We start from the raw sequence: 19519 nt of genomic DNA, 5'->3' as shown, positions 1-19519 counted from the left end.
AAATCTTCACAATTCGGGCAGGCTCTGAAAATGCAGGAAAGGGCCGTTCAACTTTCGTTGAAAGACCCTTTTTGCTGGTACTTCTTGGTGGAGCTGAGGGGAATCGAACCCCTGACCTCTTCGATGCGAACGAAGCGCGCTACCAACTGCGCCACAGCCCCGTGCCACCGCCTCAGCGGTGCTCGGCAACTCTAACAGGAACGAATACTCCCGTTGGAATCACCCGACACGAACTTTCGACCTGACAAGATCGGCCCAGAAGGTCACTGACCGGATGCGCGACGCATCTCGGTGTGCCTGACCTCTTCTTCGTAGTGATCCAAGTGATCGAACGCCGGATCTTCGTCGTCGACCTCGAGAACAACCGCTCCTGGCCGGCGCAATCGCGCGGGAATCAGGCGCAGCTCTTCGTCGGTGTGCGATTCGACTCCGAGTCGCGATCGGTTGAGGCGCTCGGTGCGACGACGGCGAATCTCCTGCTCGATCCGAACCTGCCGACGTAGGTACGCCATGTACCCACCGAGGCCGCACACGGTCAGCACAAACAACCACCACACCATCGGCGAGATGATCAATGCGAGAGCGCCCGAGAGAATCGCGACGAATGCCAGGCCCAGCAATGTCCGCTGACGGAATGCGTACCGCGCCTCCCGGGCGATGGCATCCGCCTCGGGGTCGAATCCGCCTCGGCCGCGCCGAACGGGAACAAATTCTCCGACCGGTGCACGACCGCCGGTGTAGTCGTCTTCTGCGTGAGTGTCCATCTGGTCCTCCGCGTCGTAGCTGCTGCGCACTGGTTCTGGTTGCCAGTTCGGATCGCTTCGATGTCCTGCTGCCGGCCCGCGCTGAACAGGGTTGCTGTCGCCGCGGTGGAGTACTCGAGTCGCGAGCGCCGCGTCACTCGTCTGCCGGATCCTGGGGCGCTTGTTGACAAGCATCGGCACCAGGACGAACAGCCACACGGCCACCAGCCCGATCCACACGAATGAGCTAGGCATGCCGCGGCCTCCTCCCGATCACCTACCAGCACCTATGCCAGCCGTTGACGAGTCAAGGTTAACGGCCGACGCCCTCGCATCGTTGCCGACGCGCCGAACCCCACCATACTCATGTGTCACACGCGTACCGAACTGAACTTCCGGTTCAGTCCCAAAAGTCTCAAGTTCTGGTTGAATCAAAAACCACATTTTTCCGGCCGAAAGTAGGACTACTCAGCGGTAACTGCCGTTTAGCTCGCGTTTCTCACGCTCGTGGCGCCGTATTGGTCACACCCACGAAGCGCGTCCGGACCGCACCAATCTGTCGACGACGGTGGTGGGTACTTCCTCGATGGTCATTCCGACCAGAAGATGATCACGCCATTGGCCGTCGACATCGAGATAGCGCTTGAGAAGACCTTCCTCCCGGAACCCAACATTTCGTAGGACTGCGCGACTCGACGCGTTCTCCGGCCGAACGGTCGCCTCCACTCGATGCAGACCGACCTTCGAGAATGCGTGATCGAGTGTGAGCGCCACGGCCGCTGTGGCTACGCCCCCACCGGTGACGTGCGAGGCGACCCAATAGCCCACCCAGGCGGACCGCAGAGCGCCGCGCACGACATTTCCGATGGTGACCTGCCCGCAGTACTTCCCGTCGAGTTCGATCACCAAGGGAAGGATCCGGCCCTTGCGCGCCTCGGAGCGAAGATTCCCGCACAGGGACGGCCAGACAGTGATGTGGTGGCGAGCATCCCAGGGCGACTCTCCGGTGGGCTCCCACGGCTCCAGGTGCTCGCGATCGCGAATGCGGAGGCGACTCCACACAGCAGCGTCACGGAGCTTCACGGGGCGGACGGTCACCACTCCCGCGGGCACTCGCAGTGGGCCGAGATCTTCCGGCCATCCTGGATGGACTGACATCACACCCCACTCGGGTCGGCGTTACCCACGTTGGGCGAGAAAAGCTACGTCGACTTCTTCACCGATGTGCACTTCGGTGACGTCTCGATCGACAAGAACCAAGCAATTGGCTTCCGCCAAGGTCGCGAGGAGATGTGAGGACGCACCGGGCGCACCCCCGAGTGCCTGCACCAGGTACTCCCCCGTCGCTTCGTCACGCATCAGCTGACCACGCAGGAAACCCTTGCGATCGGCAATCGACGTGATCGTTCCCACCGTGCGCGCCTTCACTACTCGCCGCATCGGTTGGCGGCGTCCGAGCGCGATTCTGATCAGCGGGCGAACCATGACTTCGAATACCACCAGTGCGCTGACCGGGTTGGACGGTAGGAGAAAGGTCGGAACCTCGTCTCGTCCCAGCTTGCCGAAGCCCTGCACTGATCCCGGATGCATGGCAACGCGCTCCACCTCGAGTGTCCCCAGGTCGGCAAGCGCCTCACGAACCTCGTCGGACGCTCCGCCGCCCACGGCACCGGCGATGACAACGATTTCCGAGCGAATCAGCTGTCCTTCGACTACTTCGCGAAGACGGCGCGAGTCGTTGCCTGCGATTCCCACACGGTTGACGTCGGCGCCGGCATCGCGCGCTGCGGCGGCGAGGGCATACGAATTGACGTCGTAGACCTGACCAGGCCCCGGCGTGCGATCCACGTCGACAAGTTCTCCACCGACGCTGATGACGGAGAGACGCGGACGCGGATGGACGAGCACTTTGTCGCGACCGACCGCGGCAAGCAAACCGACCTGTGCGGCTCCGATGATGGTGCCTGCCCGAACGGCCACGTCGCCCGGCTGGACGTCGTCACCTGCACGGCGAACGTAATCGCCCGAACGCACCGGCTCGAAGATCCGAACGCGAGCGCGACCACCGTCGGTGTTTTCGAGCGGGAGCACGGCGTCGGCCAGCGTGGGCAGCGGCGCGCCCGTGTCGACTCGAACGGCCTGACGCGGTTGCAACCGGATCGGTTGGCGTGAGCCCGCCGTCACCTCGCCGACCACCGGCAAGCTGAGGTCCGTAGGCTCGCCGTCCTCGCCGCGGAGGTCGGCTCCAGCGCCGGCGACATCGACACTGCGAACCGCGTAACCGTCGATGGCAGCTTGATCGAATCCCGGCAATGGGCGTTCGGTCACCACTTCCTCGGCACACAGCAGTCCCTGCGCCTCCGAGATGGCGACCCGAACCGGACGGGGTGCCACTGCAGCAGCGGTAACCCTGGTCTGCTGCTCCTCAACCGACCGCATCTGGTCCGCGTCCTCCTGTGTCTGGAAATTCGGTGATATCCGTCAGCTCATGATGCCTTGCCTTCGAAAAGGGACAAGCACATTGATACTGCGTTATCGGGCGATCAACCACCGTGGCGACACGCTCAGCGGTCGAGCCGATCCGCGAGCCACTTACGCAAGGACGGACCGTAATCGTCGCTGTCGAGTGCCAGGTCAACCGAAGCGCGGAGGTACCCGCCGGGGTTGCCCAGGTCATGACGCGTTCCGCGGTGCACCACCACGTGAACCGGATGACCCTCGGAAATCAGGAGAGCGATGGCGTCGGTGAGTTGCAACTCACCGCCGGCTCCCGGCTTGATGCGACGAAGTGCGTCGAAAATCGCACGATCGAGCAGATAGCGACCCGCAGCGGCAAAGGTCGACGGCGCGTCTTCCACAGCCGGCTTCTCGACCATGCCGACGACCTTGAGGACGTCGGGATTGACCGCGTCGGGAACGATTTCGACGTCGAAGACGCCGTAAGCGCTCACTGCGTCCTTGGGAACGTCGATTGCACAGAGAACGGACCCGCCGCGCTTGGCCCGAACTCGCGCCATGATCTCCAGGACGCCACGCGGGAGTACGAGATCATCGGGCAGAAGGACCGCGATGGCATCTTCGTCGTCGTCGAGAACCGACTCGACGCAACCGACTGCATGCCCGAGGCCGAGGGGCTGCTCCTGAATCACGGAATCGACTTCGAGCAAACCCGGCGCTTTGCGCACCTTTGCCAGGGCAGCAAGTTTTCCGCTCGCTTCCAGCTTGCTTTCGAGCACGAGATCCTCGACGAAGTGCGCAACCACTCCGTCTTTGCCCGGGGACGTCACGATGACGAGCCGCTCGGCTCCCGAGTCCGCAGCTTCACCCGCCACCAGTTCGATACCCGGTGTGTCCACGACCGGCAGCAATTCTTTCGGAACCGTCTTGGTGGCAGGCAGGAAACGCGTACCAAGTCCGGCTGCGGGAACCACGGCCGTACGGAAGGCCCTCGTGCTGCTAGCGACAACGTCTGTCATGCCAACACCTTAGCCGCCGCTTGTTACCGCTCGGTCAGCACGACGAATATCGTTGCGGGGTGACACCTCAGACAAAAGCACAATGGCGACAAATCGCACTCGCAGCACGTGATGCAGTCTCCGAGCACACTCGAAATACGGAAACTGCGGCGTTGATCACGCACATACGTTCAGTGATTGTCGACGGCTCAACCGTCTGTGCGTACGTCCCCACCCGCACCGAACCAGGATCCACCGACTTGCTCGACGCCGTTGCCGAGATCGCGCAGCGTGTACTACTTCCGATCACCGGGGAACCCGGACCGTTGTCCTGGGTTCAATACAGCGGTGCCGACGGTTTACGCCCCGCGAAGTACGGCATTCGGGAGCCCGCCGGACCCGTCCTACCACCGGAAACCCTGTCCGACGTGGAATGCATGCTGATCCCTGCTCTCGCGGTGGATCTTCGTGGAACACGCCTCGGCCGCGGCGCAGGCTTCTACGACCGGACGCTCGGGTCGGTCGGACCGCAGACTCGGCTCGTGGCAATTGTCAGAGACTCCGAACTCGTCGAGACCTTGCCTGCCGACGACCACGACATTCCGATGGGATGGGCATTGACGCCGAGCGGCGGTCTCACGCGGCTCCAAGGCGATTGATCTGCGGGAATAGATCCCTGATTAGCGCTGTTGGCACTGTCACTTGTAGAGTGCTAAAGGCTGCGGTGTAAATACGCGGCTGCTCGAACATCACAGTGCGGAGGAAGCCCGGTGCCCACCTACTCATACGCATGTACGGAATGTGACAACCGTTTCGACATCGTCCAGTCCTTCAGCGAAGATTCGCTGACGGTCTGCCCAGCTTGCTCAGGCAAGCTCCGCAAGCTGTTCAACTCTGTTGGCATCGTGTTCAAGGGCAGCGGCTTCTACCGCACCGACAGCCGCGGCGGCTCCGGGACTGCGAGCGAGCCCGCCAAGAGTGATTCGGCACCCGCTGCGAAGTCCGAGTCCAAGTCGGACTCCTCTTCGACATCGAGTTCGTCGACCAGCACGCCGGCGCCCGCGAAGGCTGCCGCAAGCTGATTTCCACAACCTCCGGGTTGTCCACAGTTTCACATCGTTAGGGCCGGAAGCACCGCTTCCGGCCCTAACGTGCATGAATGCCGTCAGCACGTTCTCGCTCGCCGAGGCGCTCCGATCCACTGCGCGCCCAGCTCGATCTCACCCCGAGCACCTTCGATCGCGTCGTCGAACTGACGCGCGGCACTCGGTTCCGCACGGCGACAGTCCGCAAGATCGCAGCCGTTGCCCTGGCCGCACTCGGCGTCGTTCTTTTCTTCCGAGGCGATCCAGCGACCGATACCGTCTCTGCAGTTGTCTCGAGTCGCGATCTCACTCCCGGACAGGTGATCGCGGATTCGGATGTCGAGATCCGAGAGATCGACTCGAAACAACTTCCCGAAGGAATTGTCTCCGATACCGACCTGGTAGTCGGGAGAACCGTTGCCGGCCCGATTCGCTCCGGAGAAACCGTTACCGACGTGCGCGTTCTCAGCCCACGGCTGGCCGGGTTGTCGGTAGGAACCGACGACGCCCGTATCGTCCCCGTTCGATTGGCCGATGCAGCCGTCGCGGACATGTTGCGCAGCGGGGATGTCGTCGACGTCCTGACCGTCGGCCCTGACACATCCCGCACTGACACATCCCGCCCCGACACACCCAACGAATCAATTGCCGACCAGGCCCCGCAGATTCTTGCGGCGGGAGCAGTAGTCGCTCTGGTCACCACGTCGGAAAGTACACGTAACCAGCAGGAACAGGTGATTCTGCTGGCTCTGCCGACACCGGCAGCCAACGTCGTTGCCGCGGCATCCCTGTCCAATGCGATCACCGTGACATTCCGCTGACCGCACAAAGCGTCCGAAGCTCCTCTAGGATTTTTCCAGTCGGTTCGGTATCAACGGACCATCTGGCACTTGCCATCGGAGACTCGAGGGGACACCGACATGCTCAAGGGATTCAAGGATTTCCTGCTTCGCGGAAACGTGCTCGACCTGGCCGTCGCCGTGGTCATCGGCGCAGCCTTCACCGCCATCGTCACGGCATTCACCAGCAACATCATCAACCCACTCGTCGCTTCGATCGGCGGCGGCAACGAATACGGGTGGGGCATTCAGCTGACGGGTGACACCGCTGAGACGTTCTTGAACTTCGGCGCCGTGGTCACCGCGATCATCAACTTCATCATCATCGCGGCGGTCGTCTACTTCGTGCTGATCGTTCCCGCGAATGCGGCGAAGAAGAAGTTCGTCTCCGAGCCCGAGGACAAGGAAGCCAGCGAAACCGATCTGCTCATCCAGATCCGCGACATCCTCTCCGCCAATGCCGGTGGCGCCGACACGGGAGCTCACGCCAAGACGCTCGAATAGGCAGCGCTCACAGAACAAATCAGGCCCTCGGACATTGTGTCCGAGGGCCTGATTTACTTCTCAACCGCCGTGGTGCGGGGGCCGCTGACTGCGCAGCCAGTCGTCGTCCGAGGATCGCGAGGAACCTTCAGGACCCCGCTCGTCCGACGTCGTCTCGGGAAAGACGTCCCCGAAGATGTGCGCCAGGCGCTTCTTGTCGACTGGCGGCTTCTTCGGGGTATCTGGTTGCTCCGACAAGCTGTCTCAGCCCTCGAGGCTGGACAGCTCGGCGATGACGTGACTCGCCAATGCCGTCAGGGTTGCCATGCCGTCGCGAATTGCCGGCCTGGTCGACGCCAGATTGGCGACCACGGTGCTTCCCGAAACCCCGACGAGGCCGCGGGACAAGCCTGCTTCGAGCGATCCGGCCGACAGACCGGAAGCGCGAAGTGCTTCGGCAATTCCCGGGATCTCGCGATCGAGAACCTCTGCGGTCACGTCGGGAGTGACGTCACGCGGGGATACCCCGGTACCGCCGACCGAGATGACGAGGTCGACGCCACCGATGACTGCGGTGTTGAGAGCGTTGCGGATCTCCACTTCGTCGGCGGCGACGGCGACCGTCGCATCGACGAGAAAACCCGCTTCGTTCAGCAGTTCCGTAACCAGTGGACCGATGGAGTCGGTGTTGTCGCCGTGGGCTGTGCGATCGTCGACGATGACGACCAGAGCGCGGCCGGCCGATGTGGCTTCGAGTTCCATGACACCTACCGTAGTGTCCGATCCCGACGCCGTTGCGATCTGGCCGAAGATCGGGTCGATCGTCTGCTGATCGCCGAACATCATCGGCCGCCCTGCGCTGCCGCGGTTCCCAACGTGACGTCGACGGTTTTGGTCTGCCCGCCGTCGCTGTACGTGATCGAGACCTTGTCGCCGGGAGCATGTGAACGCACTGCCGCGATCAGCGAATCGCCATCTGCGACAACACGATCGTCGACTTTGGTGATGACTGCACCCTTCGGGATACCGGCCTTGGCGGCCGGCCCGTCAGCAGTGACATCCATGACGGTTGCGCCGTCGGCGTTGTCCTGCGACGGCACGGTCACGCCGATCATGGCCTGAGTCGCCTTGCCGGTCTTGATCAGTTCGTCGGCGACGCGGCGTGCCTGATCGATCGGGATGGCGAACCCGAGGCCGATCGAACCGCCCTGGGTACCCGACGAGGCTCCGAGCGAGGCGATCGCCGTGTTGATGCCGATCAGCTGGCCGTCCATGTTGACGAGGGCGCCGCCGGAGTTGCCGGGGTTGATCGCTGCGTCGGTCTGCAGCGCGTCGATGACGGTGTTCTGGTTGCCGGACTCGCCGCTCGTGGACACCGGGCGATCGAGTGCGGAGATGATGCCCTCGGTGACCGTGCCGGCCAGGCCGAGCGGGGACCCGACGGCCACAACCTGCTGTCCGACCTGAACGTCGCCGGAGTTCCCGAGATCGATGGGCGTGAGGTCGTTGCGGCCGTCGACCTTGATGACGGCGATGTCGGAGACGGGATCGGCACCGACAAGGGTGGCCGAGGCCTTGGTTCCGTCGGAGAACGCGACGCGAAGTTGCGCTCCCTGAGCACCGGCAACGTGGTTGTTGGTCAGGATCAGACCGTCGGAGGACAGGATGACACCGGAACCCTCACCGCCCTGTCCCTGCGCGGTGGCCACCTCGATCTGCACGACGCTGGGCACCACCTTCGAGGCAACGGCCTGAACCGAGCCGGCGGGAGCGTTGGACGTGTTGGTCGCAGTAGGCTTCGGAGCGTTCAGAGAGTTGGTGACCGTCGCGGTTCCACCGTTGCGGTCCGCGACGACGGCACCGACCACGCCACCGACACCACCACTGACCAGGACCAGGGCGAGAGCGCCGGCAACCAGCGCCATGCGTCCCGACTTCGGCTTGGTGGTGGTCGAACCGGAGTTCGGCCCCTGTAGCGGTGCGGGGATCTGGTTGTGGCCGCCCGGGCCGTTCGGACCGCTGGGGCCACCAGGGTTGGGTGCGCCGTACGGGGCGCTCTGCTGGTACGCGGCCTCATGGGCACCGTGCGGGTGGCCGAAAGCCTGCGTGGGCTGCTGCTGCGCCTGCCCGAAGGCTTCGGTGGGTCGAGAAAAGGATTCGGTCGGCTGGTACGGCTGCTGAGGCGCCTGCCCCTGAGGCTGCTGCGGCTGCACTTGAGGTGCTTGCGGCTGCGCTTGGGCGGTGGGCTCGCTGTTGGGCTGCTCGGGCCGGGTCGGCCCGACGTTACGGTCCTCGGTCATCGGCTCGCTTTCGTCTACGGTGACCACCGGACGGGCAGTCACAACTGTTCTGCCGACAATGCTGCCTTGCGCTGCTGAGAAGGCGCTGAGACGTGCCTGTCACTTTACCCAGAGTTCGACGTGAAAATCCGGTGTTGTCGGCTCGGCCCGAAAGACTCTCGGGCCGAACGCATTAACTCGTGACGTCAGTCACCGAAGCACGGGACCAACGGGTCTACAGAACGCGCTACTCGGCGCTCGGCCCTGGTTCGCCGGGAAGCACGATACGAACAAGCGCTCCCCCACGATCGGATTCGTCGATCGCGATGGTGCCGCCGTGCTTGACGACAACCTGACGCACAATCGCAAGTCCCAGACCCGATCCCGGCATCGAACGTGCCGCGGTCGACCGGTAGAAACGATCGAACACCAACTCCCGATCCTCCTCCGGAATGCCGGGTCCCGCATCACTTACGGTCAATTCCAACAATCCTTGGCCGACCGGACGCATTTCGACGCGTACCTGTTCGCCCTTCGGACTCCATTTCGCAGCGTTGTCGAGGACGTTCAGCACCGCACGCGACAGGCCCGCTTGATCTCCGTAGACGTACCACGGAGTGGTGACCGCTTCGAACTCGATTTCGTTGCGCCTGCGCCGCGCTCGTTCGAGCGCACGCTCGACGACGTCGCTGACGTCTACGCGCTCGTACACGGTTTCGGGCGCGTCTTCGCGGGCCAGATCGACAAGGTCACCTACCAGAGTCGACAGTTCCTCGATCTGCGCGACGACGTCGGCACGAAGTTCCGCCATGTCCTCGTCGGGAATCTGCGGCGCACCTGGGCGACTGGACGCGATCAGCAATTCCATGTTGGTACGCAACGAAGTCAACGGTGTGCGCAACTCGTGTCCGGCGTCCGCGACGAGGCGCGACTGACGCTCACGGGACTCGGCGAGCGCCCGCAGCATCGTGTTGAAACTCTCTGTCAGGCGCGCTAATTCGTCGCTGCCGGTAACGGGGATCTGCGTCAGATCGTCGGTCCGTGCAACGCGTTCGGTGGCGGCAGTCAGCCTGGCGATGGGCCGTAAACCGGTGCGGCCCACGGTAGTACCCGCCACCGCAGCAAGTATGACGCCACACCCGCCGACCACGAAGAGCACCCAGGCCAGCCGATCCAGTACCGCAACGGTCGGCGCGAGCCGCTGACCGATCACCAAAGTGCTTCCGTCATGCGTCCGTTGAGCAAGCACTCGCTGACCGTCGACGGTTCGCAGCGAAGAATCCGATTCGCCACGCGCTACGGCATCTTCGGCTTCACCGATCGGCACGTCGGAACCGGGCGGCTGGTACGTGCTCAGGTCCGAGAAGATCAGGGCCACACTGATGTCGGTGGTGTACAGCGTCGCACCGGAGATGTAGCGAGGATCGAATCGCACGACATTGCTGTCGATGAGCACCGCCGCCCTGGTACGCAACTGGTGATCGACGTCCGCGTAGAGCGCACGCGAAACCACCGCGTACGCCGCGATCGCCATGACTGCGACGGCAATGGCCACCACCGACGCAGCGAGGAGCGTCACACGCCAACGCAATGACACCGAACGGGTCAGTGGCATCGGCGGGCGCATTTCGACGGACGCTTGGGTGGTGGAGGATTTCTTCGGTTCGGCGTTCTTGCCGAACGGAGCGGTGATCACGGAGGCGTCTCCCGCAGGACGTAGCCGACTCCGCGGACGGTGTGGATCAACCTCGGTTCGCCGTCGGCTTCCGTCTTGCGACGCAGGTAGCCGACGTACACCTCGAGCGCATTGCCGGACGTCGGGAAGTCGTACCCCCACACCTCTTCGAGAATGCGTCCACGGGTGAGCACGCGACGCGGGTTGGCCATGAGCATTTCGAGGAGGGAAAACTCGGTGCGGGTCAGGCTGATCGATCGTTCACCGCGCTTGACCTCACGGGTGACCGGGTCGAGGGTGAGGTCCTCGAACGCCATCATTTCGGAATCGGCGTCCAGATCGGGCGCGGTGCGGCGAAGTAGTGCACGCAACCTGGCAAGCAACTCTTCCAAAGCGAAGGGCTTGGGCAGGTAGTCGTCCGCTCCGGCATCGAGGCCGGCGACTCGCTCGCTGACCGAATCGCGGGCGGTGAGCACGAGGATGGGCAGGTCGTCGCCGGCACTGCGAAGACGACGGCACACTTCGAGTCCGTCGAGTCGCGGCATCATGACGTCGAGCACGACGGCGTCTGGCCGGTTGGCGAGGATCTTCTCGAGTGCGTCGAGCCCGTCGACCGCGAGCTCGACCGTGTAGCCGTTGAAGCTGAGCGACCGCCGAAGCGACTCGCGAACCGCCCGGTCGTCGTCGACCACCAAAATACGCATACCGACAGTTTGGACTGAAGTGCTGAGATGCGGCTGAGAGGGTCCGATTCCGGCCTCCGGCGTGTCGCGGTCAGTCCCGGGTTCGCCTGGGCCCGGGCAGGCTCCAATGACGCCATAACGCAAGCAGTCTGAACACCGCGGCGAACGCCGTGCCGCACACCAGAGCGGCGTTGGTGGACAGTCCGGCTTGCGAGACTGTGACCACCAACGCAGCACCGAGCAGTGCGGGAACCGCGTACAGGTCTTTGTGCAGGAGCAGCGGTACCTCGTTGACGAGGACGTCGCGGATCACTCCGCCGCCGATCGCCGCGGTCGCGCCGATCAATGTCGCCGCCAGCGAACTGGCGTTGTTGTCCAGCGCGATGACGGCGCCGGTACTCGCGAACAAGCCCATCCCCAGTGCGTCGAGCGCCAGGATTTCACGACGCAGTCGATTGAGCGGCTCGTGTAGGTAGAACACGGCGAGTGAGGTGGCGGCGGCCGTTCCGAAGTACGGCCAACTGCTCAGCGAGCTGGGCGGATGGACGCCGAGGAGGACGTCGCGGACGATACCGCCGCCGATGCCGGTGAACACACCCACCGAGCACACCCCGAAGATGTCGAGTCGCTTGGTGACGCCCACCAGGGCACCCGAGGCCGCGAACGCCACGATGCCCACCAGTTCGAGGATCCTCAGCAGCACCGGCCAAGGATCGCACGGTCAGATGCGGCTCGGGTCGATCACCCCGAGTCGAACTGCTTTGACCAGTCGCCGAGGAACCCGGTGGGTCTGGCCGAAGGCCGTGACCTCGACCAGATCGGGCGCCGTCGCCTTCCACTGGGCACGGCGACTGCGAGTGTTGGAACGCGACATCTTCCGCTTGGGAACGGCCATCAGAGTGCCTTGCGCTTTCCGTAGCGACGCTCGAACTTCTCGACGCGTCCGGCGGTGTCCATCACTCGTTGTGCTCCGGTCCAGAACGGGTGCGAGTCGCTCGTGACGTCGACGACCAACAGCGGGTATGTGCCGCCGTCTTCCCATTCGACGGTGCGCTCACTCGTCACGGTCGACCGGGTCAGGAAGCTCTTGCCGGTGCTGGCGTCCTGGAACACCACGGGGTGGTAGTCGGGGTGCATCTGCTTCTTCATTCGTTTCCCTCTCGCGTTGATTCGGTTTCGGCATAGGGTGATTCGGATTCGTCGCACGGGTCTTCGTGGAACTCTCCGAACGGGTCTTCCCAGGTGGTCCACGACGCTTCGTCGGCCAACTCCTCGTCGGTGACCAGGGCGTGCTGCAGTGTTCGGTCGATCTCGAGCGGGTTCGCACCGCACGTCAGAACGACCATCGAGGTGTCACGGTCGCCGAAACGCTCGTCCCATTTCAGGGCCGCGAGCGCACGGCGCTCGGCTGGAACGCGCTCGCGTTGCTGCGGCGTCATCGCGGCCAGCCAGGTGTCCGCGCTGGCAACTCGCAGGCCACCGCCCGCCGATTCGAGCCAGAGCGCTTCGCCCGGTTGAGTCGCCACCCAGACGCGCCCGCGGGAATAGACGACACCTTCGAGCAGGACGTCGATCGCCTCGTGCAGACGCTCGGGGTGGAACGGCCGGTTCGCGGTGAACTCGACGAGCATCACTCCGCCGTCGTCGTCGAGCGGCGGCTGACGACGCAACAGCGGTGAGTGAGCGTCGGCCAGCTCACCGCGTCGCGCATCCGCAGGCACCTCGAGGAGCAGTGCCTCGATGTCGTCTCCCTCATCGAAGACGGGTACGCGCGGAGCAATGCGCGCGAGAACCGCGTTCAAGCGGGACCGCTGCCAGCCGTCGAGTCCATCGGACCCGCGCAGTACGAGAGCGTCGGCGAAGTCGACCTGCCCGACGATGACCTGAGCCAGGGTGCGGTCGTCGTCGAGGGCGTCGTCGCCGGTGGCGTCGGCAAGCCAGGTCTGGGCGTCGATGCACGTCACGACGGCGTCGACGCGGCAGTCACGCTGCGCCGGTCCGTCCAATTGGCCGACGACGCCCGTCACGACGACATGCTCGATCGCCCAGCACAGCGCTTCGGGTTCGAGTTGGCGGTCAAGCAGCAAGACGATCCGCTGAACCGAACTGTGCGAGTGAAGGCGACGCAGCAGCGGCAGCAAGTCTTCGCGCAGGGTGCAGGAGACGCAGCCGTGCGCGAGCTCGAGGATCGTCTCGCGTTCGGACACCGTCCCGGCAGACCCGGTGCCCCCGGTCATCGAGGTGACCGTCCGCCGGACCACCCCTTCACGGACGTGGCTCAGGTCGTGGTGAACCAGAACAGTTCCGGTTCGCAGCAACGCTCGTGCGGTGTGTGGAGTGGATTCGCTCATGCCGGCGACCAGGACCAGCGGAGTCCTGCCGTCCAGGATCGTGTTCACAGCGGACCTTTCTGGGAATGATTGTCATTACCGGGGATGAACGCTACATTGATCTCACCGCATTGTCGAAAATGATTGTCATCTGCAAGTTGAAAGGAACACCCATGTCGGCTCACTGCCAAGTGACCGGACGTGTGCCGGGGTTCGGAAAATCCGTCTCGCACTCCCACAAGCGTTCGAATCGTCGCTGGAACCCGAACATCCAGCGCAAGACATACGTATTGCCCAGCGAGGGTCGTCGCATCACGCTCACCCTCTCGACCAAGGGCATCAAGACGATCGACCGCGACGGCATCGAATCCGTCGTCGCCCGGATCCGCGCGCGCGGCGAGAAGGTCTGAGCAGATGGCACGCAACGAGATCCGCCCGATCGTGAAACTCAAGTCCACGGCGGGCACCGGGTACACGTACGTGACCCGCAAGAACCGTCGCAACGACCCCGATCGCCTCGTACTGAAGAAGTACGACCCCGTGGTGCGCAAGCACGTCGATTTCCGAGAAGAGAAGTAGGCATGGCCAAGAAGTCCAAGATCGCCAAGAACAACCAGCGACGGGTCATCGTCGAGCGATACGCGGAGCAGCGATCGGCGCTCAAGGAGGCAATCCGCTCCCCGAAAAGCTCACCCGAGGAGCGCGCGAAGGCCCAAGCGACCCTGCAACGTCTACCACGCGACGCCAGTCCGGTACGATTGCGCAATCGAGACGCTGCGGATGGACGTCCGCGCGGCCACCTGCGGAAGTTCGGGCTCTCCCGGATTCGCGTGCGAGAAATGGCGCACCGTGGGGAACTGCCTGGCGTACACAAGTCGAGCTGGTAAGGAAGTCGGATGGCAGTCAAGCGTTCACCGTCGAAGAAGCCACGCCCCGTAGAGGGTCGTAAGCCCAAGAAGAACCCGTTGTTCGCAGCGAAGATCACGCATGTCGATTACAAGGACATCAACTTGCTTCGCACGTTCATCTCGGACCGCGGCAAGATCCGCAGCCGTCGCGTCACGGGCCTGACCCCGCAGCAGCAGCGTCAGGTCGCCGTTGCAGTGAAGAACGCACGCGAAATGGCGTTGCTCCCCTTCACCGCCGCACGGTAGTCACACGTAGAAGTACCGAAGAGGTCGCGCAGTCAATCGGCTGCGCGGCCTTTTTGTTGCCCGGACTAAGATTTCCCGAAGTCGTTCATTCCAGTCGAGAGGTGCCCGCAGCGTGTCGGGAGTTGTTGCGGGTTTCACCGTCATTTTTGTCGTCATCGCGGTCGGGTATCTGCTCGGCCGTCTCGGCACCCTCGGTAGCCAAGGACAGTTCGTTCTCGGTCGACTCGTCTTCTTCGTCGCGACGCCTGCCCTGCTGTTCACCACCCTCGCGTCGTCCGATCTGTCGGTGATCTTCTCGCCGACGCTCGCGGTTGCGTCGGCTACTGCCTTTGCCGTCGGCGCTCTGTACGTCGTCGTTGCAAAGATCTGGCTCAACCGGCCGCTGCCCGAACTGACTATCGGCGCGCTGTCGGCGTCGTACGTGAATTCGGCCAACCTCGGGATCCCGATCGCGGTGTTCGTGCTCGGCGATGCCACGTTCGTCGCGCCGCTCCTGCTCTTCCAGATCGTCGTGTACTCCCCGATCGCCTTGACGATCCTCGATCTCACGGCATTGCGGGGCGAAGCCGAAAAACTGTCACTGATCGACACTGTCACCGCTCCGTTCAAGAATCCGATCGTGCTCGCGGGCGCTGCGGGGTTGATCGTGGCGTTGATCGGTTGGGTACCGCCGAGACCCTTGATGCAGCCTTTCGAATTGATCGGCGCCACGTCGGTCCCCGGCGCACTGCTGGCATTCGGGCTCTCGTTGTACGGCGTACGAGTACTCGAGAAGGGCTCCAGTCCGCGCCGGGACGTCGCGCTTGCGTCGACCCTCAAGATCGTCGTCCAACCAGTGCTGGCTTACCTGATGGCGCACTTCCTCCTCGGCATCGACGGCCATCAGTTGTTCGCCATCGTGGTCGTCTCGACGTTGCCGACGGCACAGAACGTCTTCATCTACGCAAGCCGATATAGGCGCGGAATGGTCCTCGCCCGAGACAGCGCCTTTGTCACCACTTTGGCGTCGATACCGGCGATTGCGCTGGTCACGGCGCTACTCGCTTGAGCAGGGTTACGGTGGATTCATGCGTGTACTAACCCTCGCCGTTCTGGCCTGCCTTGCTGTGGCCGGATGCTCCGTCGGGGCCCAGACAACGGGGCCGGTTGCTGCGCCGAATCCGATGGCGGCCAACGAAGCAAGTCCCGCCGACTGGTCGCTCGGAACCCCCGTTCCCGACGAGGTCGACGACAGCGAGATGGGCACGGAGTTCGACAGCCGCACCGACATCGTGGGTGCGACGGCCACCATGTTCGAATCGTGGTCCGAGGTCGACGATCACACGGTGGCAGTCCACTTCGTGACCGGCACTCCGGAGTGCTACGGCGCGTACGCAACCGTCGAAGAGACTGATACGACGGTGATCGTCACGCTCCGAACCGGAGCATTGCCGGAGGCCGCGGACAAGATGTGCATCTTGGTTGCCGTGTTCGGCAGCCTGGACGTTCCGCTGAGTCGACCGCTCGGCGATCGCCACGTCATCAACGGCTAGCCGCGCCTAAACGGCACAAGATCACCGATCGAACACTCCGTTTCGTCAGGTGTGGTGTGCGTCTCCTCGGGACAGACTGAAAACCGACACCCGTGCACTCGCTCGTCGGCAGCTTTCGACTCGAGCGGTGCTCAACATGAAGGAGCTCGCAAGTGCCTACTCTCCAGAGAGACGTTGCAATCGTCGGCGCCGGCCCCTCTGGCCTGGCAGCTGCAACCGCGCTGCGCAAGGCCGGTTTGACCGTCGCTGTGATCGAAGCGCGCGACCGCGTCGGCGGCCGCACGTGGACCGACACCATCGACGGAGCAGTTCTGGAAATCGGCGGCCAGTGGGTCTCCCCCGACCAGACCGCGCTGATCTCCTTGCTCGACGAACTCGGCCTGAAAACTTTCGAGCGCTACCGTGAGGGCGAGTCCGTCTACATCTCGTCGGCAGGTGAGCGGACGCAGTACACCGGTGATTCCTTCCCCACGAACGACACCACGAAGAAGGAGATGGACCGTCTCATCGACGAGATGGACGATCTCGCAGCACAGATCGGCGCCGAGGAACCGTGGGCACATCCCCTCGCCCGCGATCTCGACACAGTCTCCTTCAAGCAGTGGCTGATCAATCAGTCCGACGACGCCGAGGCACGTGACAACATCGGCCTCTTCATCGCCGGTGGCATGCTCACCAAGCCCGCCCACTCGTTCTCTGCCCTGCAGGCCGTACTCATGGCCGCTTCCGCAGGCTCGTTCTCCCACCTCGTCGACGAGGACTTCATCCTCGACAAGCGAGTGATCGGCGGAATGCAGCAGGTATCGATCCGCATGGCGGAGGCCCTCGGTGACGACGTCTTCCTCAACGCACCCGTGCGAACGGTGAAGTGGAACGAGTCCGGTGCAACGGTGTTGGCGGACGGCGATGTTCGCGTCGAGGCAAGCCGAGTGATCCTGGCCGTACCGCCCAACCTCTACTCCCGGATCTCGTACGATCCCCCGCTGCCGCGTCGTCAGCACCAGATGCACCAGCACCAGTCCCTCGGCCTCGTCATCAAGGTGCACGCGGTGTACGAGACGCCTTTCTGGCGCGAAGACGGCCTCTCCGGCACCGGCTTCGGCGCGTCCGAGGTAGTACAGGAGGTGTACGACAACACCAACCACGAGGACGATCGCGGCACCCTGGTCGCTTTCGTCTCCGACGAGAAGGCCGACGCGATGTTCGAGCTTTCCGTCGAGGAGCGTAAGGCCACGATTCTGGCCTCACTTGCCCGCTATCTGGGCCCGAAGGCCGAAGAACCGGTTGTGTACTACGAATCCGACTGGGGCTCGGAGGAATGGACCCGCGGTGCGTACGCGGCCAGCTTCGACCTCGGTGGCCTGCACCGATACGGCGCGGATTCCCGCACACCCGTCGGCCCGATCCACTTCTCGTGCTCCGACATCGCGGCCGAGGGGTACCAGCACGTCGACGGTGCTGTCCGGATGGGGCAGCGAACCGCCGCCGACATCATCGCCCGCAGCAAGGCCTGACGGCCGCTTTGCCAAGTCTCGATCGTTGCCCGGCAGTCACGACTGCCGGGCAATGATCGAGAGCAGCAGTTCCGCACGAACTCTCGCTACCTCGAGTCGACAGTCGATCAAGCTCTCCACCTTCGCCATTCGGCTTCGCAGCGTGTGCCGGTGGACGCTCATCGTGATGGCTGCCGCTTCCCAGTGCCCGTTGGCCTCGAGGAATGCCCGCAGCGACGCCAGCAGTTCGGTGCCGTTGTCACGGTCGTAGTCCTCGATCGGTGTGATCATCGTTTCCGCCAGCGTGTTGAGTACTTCACGCGTCGAATCGAAAGACAGCAGCACACTTCCGGTCAGCGCCGCGAATTCCAAAGGCTCGCCACCTATTTCCGCCGCAGACGCACACAGCTGGGACTGTTCGACGGCGACCGCCAGCGCTGCGACCACGCGCCGCGCACTCAGGCCCACACGAAGTGAGCGAAGATCCGACCTCGATACCCCGCCCAGTAGCTCTCGGGCGAACTGGACGTCGTCGGTTCCACGCAGCAGCACCGTGACGCGAGTGTCGTTGATTCGCGAGAACAACTGCCGCCCTGCCTTGTTCATGAACTCGGCAATCTCGACTCCGACGCGTCCCGCTACGTCGGACGTGTCGGCAAGAACTGTCAACCCTCGGATCATTCCCTCGCCGTCGGCGGCCTGCCGGATCTGTTGCCACGCCGGTGCCGGGTCGCGGTCTTCGGTGAGCAGCAGCCCGAGGGCGTGCGAATTCAACTGATCCTGAGTGGCGCGCAAGCGCGCAGGTTTCTCGAAGTCCAACGCCAGCAACGAGTTCGCGTGACCGAGCAGTATCTGATCGACGTAGCTGAGCGCCGAAGCACTGATCACCGCCAGGTATCCGTACGGCGTTCGCCCGACGCTGATCTGCTGCACCGCGATCGACGCTCCAGACCTTGCAAGCGTCACGCTGCTGGATGCGCCGCCCCCGAGAGTTGCTCGCAGTTCGTCGATCACGTCGTCCGTCGGCAGTTGAGGTGAGCTCTCGAGAACTCGTCCGGCGACGTCGAGAAGAAGCACCGTCGCCGAGGTTGCGATCGCCAGTTCACGCACGGTTGCGGCAGTTCCGCCGGAAATGACGGCACGCGTCATCCGCGGTTGCGCCCGCGACGCCCGGAGGACAGCTTCATATTCCTGCTCTGCCAACCGGCTCATCACACGCTTGACGACGGCGGCAAACGGCGTCGGCAGCGGCACCTCGATCAGCGGGAGTCCGATCTCGTCGGCGACGGCCACCAGATCGGCCGGGACCTCGGGGTACGACAGCCCGGTTCCGAATCCCACCGCCGCCACACCCGCCGCATCGAGCATCCGGAGATAGCGGCCGCGCTTTTGCTGAGTGGACGGCAATCGGATGCCGGTGGTGAGGATGAATTCGCCGCCGGTCAACCATCGAAACGGGTCGAGCAGCTCCGTGGCGTGCGCAAATGTGATCTCGCGACCGACACCCTGCGCCCCACCTTTGAGTTCCAGCGCGAGATCCGGCTGCGCCAACATCCACCGCACAGCGATCGTCATGGGCAGTACTGTACAACTCGGCGCGTCGGGGATCAAAGATTTCACCTTTTTGGCAGCTGCCTTTACTTGTGAGTCAGCGCACACTTGCTCACACACGCCCCACAAAGTGCGAGTTCCGTGCTGATCACCTCGGCCGGAACTCGTTCGACCTCGAGAGGAACCGGTACCGATGTCGATCGTCGTACTCGAGAAC

At 63.7% G+C, this 19519-nt stretch carries 25 protein-coding genes and 1 tRNA gene; 11 read left to right on the top strand and 15 right to left on the bottom strand.

Annotated elements, in window-relative coordinates; genetic code table 11:
• Positions 1–85: 85 nt before the first annotated feature.
• From RE4_RS27790 to RE4_RS27770, 5 genes are all read right to left on the bottom strand, one after another.
• Positions 86–161, bottom strand: a tRNA-Ala gene (locus RE4_RS27790).
• A gap of 102 nt (positions 162–263) precedes the next feature.
• On the bottom strand, positions 264–998 hold the full coding sequence (gene sepX, locus RE4_RS27785) for a divisome protein SepX/GlpR (protein WP_060939735.1): 735 nt from the start codon (positions 996–998) through the stop codon (positions 264–266).
• Positions 999–1265: 267 nt separating this feature from the next.
• On the bottom strand, positions 1266–1901 hold the full coding sequence (locus RE4_RS27780) for a GNAT family N-acetyltransferase (RefSeq protein WP_007727523.1): 636 nt from the start codon (positions 1899–1901) through the stop codon (positions 1266–1268).
• A 21-nt stretch (positions 1902–1922) separates the two neighbouring features.
• The gene (glp, locus tag RE4_RS27775; RefSeq protein ID WP_003946353.1) at positions 1923–3182 is read right to left on the bottom strand and encodes a molybdotransferase-like divisome protein Glp; all 1260 of its coding nucleotides are present in this window, start codon (positions 3180–3182) and stop codon (positions 1923–1925) included.
• 125 nt (positions 3183–3307) lie between these two features.
• Complete coding sequence (locus RE4_RS27770; protein WP_019744725.1) at positions 3308–4219, bottom strand: UTP--glucose-1-phosphate uridylyltransferase; 912 nt, start codon at positions 4217–4219, stop codon at positions 3308–3310.
• A 59-nt stretch (positions 4220–4278) separates the two neighbouring features.
• Here RE4_RS27770 and RE4_RS27765 point away from each other — a divergent pair, with 59 nt between their 5' ends.
• From RE4_RS27765 to mscL, 4 genes are all read left to right on the top strand, one after another.
• Complete coding sequence (locus tag RE4_RS27765) at positions 4279–4857, top strand: 5-formyltetrahydrofolate cyclo-ligase (RefSeq protein ID WP_019744726.1); 579 nt, start codon at positions 4279–4281, stop codon at positions 4855–4857.
• A 111-nt stretch (positions 4858–4968) separates the two neighbouring features.
• Complete coding sequence (locus RE4_RS27760; protein WP_003946378.1) at positions 4969–5280, top strand: FmdB family zinc ribbon protein; 312 nt, start codon at positions 4969–4971, stop codon at positions 5278–5280.
• A 77-nt stretch (positions 5281–5357) separates the two neighbouring features.
• On the top strand, positions 5358–6104 hold the full coding sequence (locus tag RE4_RS27755; protein WP_060939734.1) for an SAF domain-containing protein: 747 nt from the start codon (positions 5358–5360) through the stop codon (positions 6102–6104).
• Positions 6105–6203: 99 nt separating this feature from the next.
• Positions 6204–6626 (top strand): large conductance mechanosensitive channel protein MscL, encoded by a 423-nt coding sequence (gene mscL / locus RE4_RS27750; RefSeq protein WP_029255923.1) that lies wholly within the window; start codon positions 6204–6206, stop codon positions 6624–6626.
• 60 nt (positions 6627–6686) lie between these two features.
• Here mscL and RE4_RS31370 read toward each other — a convergent pair whose 3' ends face one another.
• From RE4_RS31370 to mrf, 9 genes are all read right to left on the bottom strand, one after another.
• Complete coding sequence (locus RE4_RS31370; protein WP_020908628.1) at positions 6687–6863, bottom strand: hypothetical protein; 177 nt, start codon at positions 6861–6863, stop codon at positions 6687–6689.
• Between the two features lie 6 nt (positions 6864–6869).
• Positions 6870–7367, bottom strand: coding sequence for a MogA/MoaB family molybdenum cofactor biosynthesis protein (locus tag RE4_RS27745; protein ID WP_176720912.1), 498 nt, complete (start codon positions 7365–7367; stop codon positions 6870–6872).
• Positions 7368–7447: 80 nt separating this feature from the next.
• Positions 7448–8905, bottom strand: coding sequence for a S1C family serine protease (locus tag RE4_RS27740; protein ID WP_169801354.1), 1458 nt, complete (start codon positions 8903–8905; stop codon positions 7448–7450).
• A gap of 226 nt (positions 8906–9131) precedes the next feature.
• Positions 9132–10511: a HAMP domain-containing sensor histidine kinase gene (locus tag RE4_RS27735; RefSeq protein ID WP_020908630.1), complete on the bottom strand. Its 1380-nt coding sequence runs from the start codon at positions 10509–10511 to the stop codon at positions 9132–9134.
• A gap of 65 nt (positions 10512–10576) precedes the next feature.
• The gene (locus RE4_RS27730; protein ID WP_003946387.1) at positions 10577–11263 is read right to left on the bottom strand and encodes a response regulator transcription factor; all 687 of its coding nucleotides are present in this window, start codon (positions 11261–11263) and stop codon (positions 10577–10579) included.
• 70 nt (positions 11264–11333) lie between these two features.
• Positions 11334–11945, bottom strand: a complete 612-nt coding sequence (locus RE4_RS27725; RefSeq protein ID WP_003946409.1) for a trimeric intracellular cation channel family protein — start codon at positions 11943–11945, stop codon at positions 11334–11336.
• An 18-nt stretch (positions 11946–11963) separates the two neighbouring features.
• Entirely contained in the window at positions 11964–12137 is a 174-nt protein-coding gene (rpmF, locus tag RE4_RS27720) for a 50S ribosomal protein L32 (protein WP_007727540.1), read from the bottom strand.
• A complete protein-coding gene (locus RE4_RS27715; RefSeq protein ID WP_003946367.1) occupies positions 12137–12391 on the bottom strand; it encodes a type B 50S ribosomal protein L31 in 255 nt (84 codons plus the stop codon). The genes rpmF and RE4_RS27715 overlap by 1 nt, the downstream gene beginning before the upstream one ends.
• Positions 12388–13641: a ribosome hibernation factor-recruiting GTPase MRF gene (gene mrf / locus RE4_RS27710; protein ID WP_081098444.1), complete on the bottom strand. Its 1254-nt coding sequence runs from the start codon at positions 13639–13641 to the stop codon at positions 12388–12390. Before mrf ends, RE4_RS27715 begins: the two co-directional genes overlap by 4 nt.
• 104 nt (positions 13642–13745) lie before the next feature.
• Here mrf and rpmB point away from each other — a divergent pair, with 104 nt between their 5' ends.
• From rpmB to RE4_RS27675, 7 genes are all read left to right on the top strand, one after another.
• Positions 13746–13982: a 50S ribosomal protein L28 gene (gene rpmB, locus RE4_RS27705; protein WP_020908631.1), complete on the top strand. Its 237-nt coding sequence runs from the start codon at positions 13746–13748 to the stop codon at positions 13980–13982.
• A 4-nt stretch (positions 13983–13986) separates the two neighbouring features.
• Positions 13987–14151 (top strand): 50S ribosomal protein L33, encoded by a 165-nt coding sequence (gene rpmG / locus RE4_RS27700; protein WP_019744734.1) that lies wholly within the window; start codon positions 13987–13989, stop codon positions 14149–14151.
• A 2-nt stretch (positions 14152–14153) separates the two neighbouring features.
• On the top strand, positions 14154–14459 hold the full coding sequence (rpsN, locus tag RE4_RS27695; RefSeq protein WP_019744735.1) for a 30S ribosomal protein S14: 306 nt from the start codon (positions 14154–14156) through the stop codon (positions 14457–14459).
• Between the two features lie 9 nt (positions 14460–14468).
• Positions 14469–14726 carry a 30S ribosomal protein S18 gene (gene rpsR, locus RE4_RS27690; RefSeq protein WP_003946414.1) on the top strand — a complete coding sequence of 86 codons (258 nt, stop codon included), beginning with the start codon at positions 14469–14471 and terminating at the stop codon, positions 14724–14726.
• Positions 14727–14838: 112 nt separating this feature from the next.
• The gene (locus RE4_RS27685; protein WP_019744736.1) at positions 14839–15774 is read left to right on the top strand and encodes an AEC family transporter; all 936 of its coding nucleotides are present in this window, start codon (positions 14839–14841) and stop codon (positions 15772–15774) included.
• A gap of 19 nt (positions 15775–15793) precedes the next feature.
• Positions 15794–16258 (top strand): hypothetical protein, encoded by a 465-nt coding sequence (locus RE4_RS27680; RefSeq protein WP_007727550.1) that lies wholly within the window; start codon positions 15794–15796, stop codon positions 16256–16258.
• A gap of 152 nt (positions 16259–16410) precedes the next feature.
• Positions 16411–17772 (top strand): flavin monoamine oxidase family protein, encoded by a 1362-nt coding sequence (locus tag RE4_RS27675; protein ID WP_007727552.1) that lies wholly within the window; start codon positions 16411–16413, stop codon positions 17770–17772.
• 36 nt (positions 17773–17808) lie between these two features.
• Here the strand turns inward: RE4_RS27675 and RE4_RS27670 are convergent, their stop codons facing one another.
• The gene (locus RE4_RS27670) at positions 17809–19326 is read right to left on the bottom strand and encodes a PucR family transcriptional regulator (RefSeq protein ID WP_020970344.1); all 1518 of its coding nucleotides are present in this window, start codon (positions 19324–19326) and stop codon (positions 17809–17811) included.
• Positions 19327–19519: the final 193 nt, after the last annotated feature.

The organism is Rhodococcus erythropolis NBRC 15567 (assembly GCF_001552595.1).
GTDB lineage: Bacteria > Actinomycetota > Actinomycetes > Mycobacteriales > Mycobacteriaceae > Rhodococcus_F > Rhodococcus_F erythropolis.
This window is presented reverse-complemented; position numbering and strand designations above follow the sequence as displayed.

What these genes read in the sequence shown, in the direction of transcription:
- sepX (WP_060939735.1), bottom strand. Translation starts at nt 998, where the DNA reads ATGCCTAGCTCATTCGTGTGGATCGGGCTGGTGGCCGTGTGGCTGTTC.
- RE4_RS27780 (WP_007727523.1), bottom strand. Translation starts at nt 1,901, where the DNA reads ATGTCAGTCCATCCAGGATGGCCGGAAGATCTCGGCCCACTGCGAGTG.
- glp (WP_003946353.1), bottom strand. Translation starts at nt 3,182, where the DNA reads ATGCGGTCGGTTGAGGAGCAGCAGACCAGGGTTACCGCTGCTGCAGTG.
- RE4_RS27770 (WP_019744725.1), bottom strand. Translation starts at nt 4,219, where the DNA reads ATGACAGACGTTGTCGCTAGCAGCACGAGGGCCTTCCGTACGGCCGTG.
- RE4_RS27755 (WP_060939734.1), top strand. Translation starts at nt 5,358, where the DNA reads ATGCCGTCAGCACGTTCTCGCTCGCCGAGGCGCTCCGATCCACTGCGC.
- mscL (WP_029255923.1), top strand. Translation starts at nt 6,204, where the DNA reads ATGCTCAAGGGATTCAAGGATTTCCTGCTTCGCGGAAACGTGCTCGAC.
- RE4_RS27745 (WP_176720912.1), bottom strand. Translation starts at nt 7,367, where the DNA reads ATGGAACTCGAAGCCACATCGGCCGGCCGCGCTCTGGTCGTCATCGTC.
- RE4_RS27740 (WP_169801354.1), bottom strand. Translation starts at nt 8,905, where the DNA reads ATGACCGAGGACCGTAACGTCGGGCCGACCCGGCCCGAGCAGCCCAAC.
- RE4_RS27735 (WP_020908630.1), bottom strand. Translation starts at nt 10,511, where the DNA reads ATGCGCCCGCCGATGCCACTGACCCGTTCGGTGTCATTGCGTTGGCGT.
- RE4_RS27730 (WP_003946387.1), bottom strand. Translation starts at nt 11,263, where the DNA reads ATGCGTATTTTGGTGGTCGACGACGACCGGGCGGTTCGCGAGTCGCTT.
- rpmF (WP_007727540.1), bottom strand. Translation starts at nt 12,137, where the DNA reads ATGGCCGTTCCCAAGCGGAAGATGTCGCGTTCCAACACTCGCAGTCGC.
- RE4_RS27715 (WP_003946367.1), bottom strand. Translation starts at nt 12,391, where the DNA reads ATGAAGAAGCAGATGCACCCCGACTACCACCCCGTGGTGTTCCAGGAC.
- rpmB (WP_020908631.1), top strand. Translation starts at nt 13,746, where the DNA reads ATGTCGGCTCACTGCCAAGTGACCGGACGTGTGCCGGGGTTCGGAAAA.
- rpmG (WP_019744734.1), top strand. Translation starts at nt 13,987, where the DNA reads ATGGCACGCAACGAGATCCGCCCGATCGTGAAACTCAAGTCCACGGCG.
- rpsN (WP_019744735.1), top strand. Translation starts at nt 14,154, where the DNA reads ATGGCCAAGAAGTCCAAGATCGCCAAGAACAACCAGCGACGGGTCATC.
- rpsR (WP_003946414.1), top strand. Translation starts at nt 14,469, where the DNA reads ATGGCAGTCAAGCGTTCACCGTCGAAGAAGCCACGCCCCGTAGAGGGT.
- RE4_RS27680 (WP_007727550.1), top strand. Translation starts at nt 15,794, where the DNA reads ATGCGTGTACTAACCCTCGCCGTTCTGGCCTGCCTTGCTGTGGCCGGA.
- RE4_RS27670 (WP_020970344.1), bottom strand. Translation starts at nt 19,326, where the DNA reads ATGACGATCGCTGTGCGGTGGATGTTGGCGCAGCCGGATCTCGCGCTG.